Source organism: Bacillus sp. AY2-1, from assembly GCF_008368965.1.
GTDB lineage: Bacteria > Bacillota > Bacilli > Bacillales > Bacillaceae_G > Bacillus_A > Bacillus_A thuringiensis_S.
Map to the genome: position 1 here is coordinate 1 of NZ_QPEL01000263.1, position 2,493 is coordinate 2,493.

Consider the following 2,493-nt stretch of genomic DNA (forward strand, 5'->3'; position numbering starts at 1 on the left):
TATTTAATGGGAAAAATGATGAATTTACTACATATGATCAAGTAATAAAATGGAAGCAATATACAAGTAAAACGTGTACTTTTCATTCTTTTGAAGGTAGTCATTTCTTTCTAAATGAAAATATTGAAGAAATAGCAAAGAGTATTATAGGAAAATTAAATTCTAAAAGATTATCAACTAGTTTTTAGGATTTTTCTAAGTATGCTCATGCCTAAGAAACAAAAATATGAAAGATGAAAAATACAGGCATTGCTGAAATATTGTTGAATATATGCATAGAAGCCTAAACGAACTGTTTAAAGGTAGAAACTCTAAGCAAAATGTACATGAATTAACTTTAGTTTAAGCTGGCTTTACCTATAATACCATCAAGATTCCTTATTATACTTAGTACAAAGTACACAACAGTTAGAGAGGCTGTATGTAAAGCAAATGAATATGTGAAGTGAAAAGGCCGACTCTTATAATTATGAGTGGGCCTTTTGGTTTTATGGATATCAAATTAGTGAGCAACATTTCAAAGGGTATCTTGTGATATAACTAAGTAGAATTTTTTAAACAAGGGGATGATGAGATGAATAAATTGAAGGGGAAAATTGCATTAGTAACAGGGGCTAGTAGAGGAATAGGCCGAAGTATTGCATTACATTTGGCACATGCTGGTGCGTTAGTCGTTGTTCACTATAGTAAAAGAAAAGAAGAAGCAGAAAGTGTAGTGGATAAAATTAAACAAGATGGCGGTTCCGCATTTGCGATTCGTGCAGACTTAAGTACTTTTAATGGCATTAATAACTTGTATTCAATGATGGATCAATCTCTTCAAAAATATATAGGTAATACTACATTTGATATCCTTGTAAACAACGCTGGAATTGAGCAGGTTTTAACATTAGAGGAATCTACAGAGGAGTCTTTTGATGAGGTTATGAATATTAATGTGAAAGCTCCATTTTTCATTATTCAGAAGGCTTTGCCACGTTTAAAAGATGGGGGAAGGATTATAAATATTTCGTCTTTTGTCACAAGGGTAGCCTCCCCAAGTGTTTTTGCCTACAGTATATCTAAGGGGGCAATAAATACACTCACTCATACTTTAGCTCAACAACTTGGTGTTCGTGGTATTACAGTAAATGCAATTCTCCCAGGCATAATTAACACAGAAATGAATGCTGAGACATTGGGCAACCAAGATGGACAAAAATATGCTGCAGGTTTATCGACCTTTAATAGGTGGGGGGAACCTAATGATATAGCTGATATTGTAGGTTTTCTTTCATCATCAGACAGTCGTTGGATAACTGGTGAGTTAATTGATGCAAGTGGTGGATCTTGCTTATAATATTAGAGGAAAAGCCAACTTAAATTAAGTTGACTTTGCAATTCTATTATTTGTTTGTTAAACCAGTGAACTATGTACCATTTTTTAGTTCTTAGAATAGTCACCTTGAGATGGGGCCAAATGTAGTAAGTCAATCAGGGGAGAGAACTAATTATGCTTTAGTATGATTTATGATAAGTATAAATGGTAAAAAGCAATGAATATGCACAATTTCATATGTAAATAGGTACTTTTTGTTAACTCTTTTAAAGGGAAGGAAATGTATGAAATTATTATGATAGAATCAATTTGTATTAAATCGAAAGGGGATGAGAGTATGCTAAAAAGAATGATTATAGGAGTTTCATCATTATTAGTGGGAGCAACAGTTGGCTTAGCGACTGATGTATCCGCAGCACCTGCACCACCATTAACATCATTAAATGTGGTAAAAGTTGAATCTCAATTAGGCGGGGTTGAATTTATTGGTCCTAATAATTTAAGTACAGCTAAAGATCACGGAGGGAGCTATTTATACATTTATACAAATGAAATGGGATATGGTAGAAATCCAATTGCTCAAATGAGTGGTCAAAAACTAAAAAAAGTAGATTCTAAGATGATTGATATAAATGGGGATAGAACAGTGGATGGATGGGAATATAAATGGGATGCTTCAGGACAGCAAAATGGGCAATTTAAATATCAAAATACATCTACAAATGCACCTTGGAATACATTATCTACGTCATTAAATATTAAATAAACTAACAGAAGAATTCGATGTTATTTTTTTATGTTTGTTATATATGTAACGTTTGGATACCTAAAGGAGTCTACGTTTTTAAGTAGGCTCTTTCTAACTAATGATAAGATATCAGCAAATAGATAAACTATTTTTTCTAATCGACAAATTAAAAGTTTACATAACATTTTTCTGGTAAACAATTCTAGGTTTAATAGTGTAATCAATAAAGTAAGGAAATCTTTCATAAAATCAATTAAGTTATTTAGTGGGTCTTTCATCATAAATATCTAAAACTACATATTTATGAAATTTTATAAAATTTTCACTTTATATTTAGTCCTAAATCATACGATTTTAATACAAAATACTATAATTTGATTAGTAATAGCAGCTGTCTCTTATACACATTCCGAGCCCACGAGACTCC

General features: G+C 31.8%; 2 protein-coding genes and 1 pseudogene. All 3 read left to right on the forward strand.

The window, feature by feature from the left end:
• A pseudogene (locus DN403_RS30080) lies at window positions 1-188 on the forward strand (thioesterase II family protein); the annotation flags it as partial.
• A 386-nt stretch (window positions 189-574) separates the two neighbouring features.
• Window positions 575-1,339: an SDR family oxidoreductase gene (locus DN403_RS30085; RefSeq protein WP_016077705.1), complete on the forward strand. Its 765-nt coding sequence runs from the start codon at window positions 575-577 to the stop codon at window positions 1,337-1,339.
• Window positions 1,340-1,598: 259 nt separating this feature from the next.
• Complete coding sequence (locus tag DN403_RS30090) at window positions 1,599-2,084, forward strand: DUF4879 domain-containing protein (protein ID WP_000272949.1); 486 nt, start codon at window positions 1,599-1,601, stop codon at window positions 2,082-2,084.
• The last annotated feature ends 409 nt before the right edge of the window (window positions 2,085-2,493 follow it).

Bases quoted from the DNA above. Each gene is read 5' to 3' on its own strand.
- DN403_RS30085 (WP_016077705.1), top strand. From the start codon at position 575: ATGAATAAATTGAAGGGGAAAATTGCATTAGTAACAGGGGCTAGTAGA.
- DN403_RS30090 (WP_000272949.1), top strand. From the start codon at position 1,599: ATGTATGAAATTATTATGATAGAATCAATTTGTATTAAATCGAAAGGG.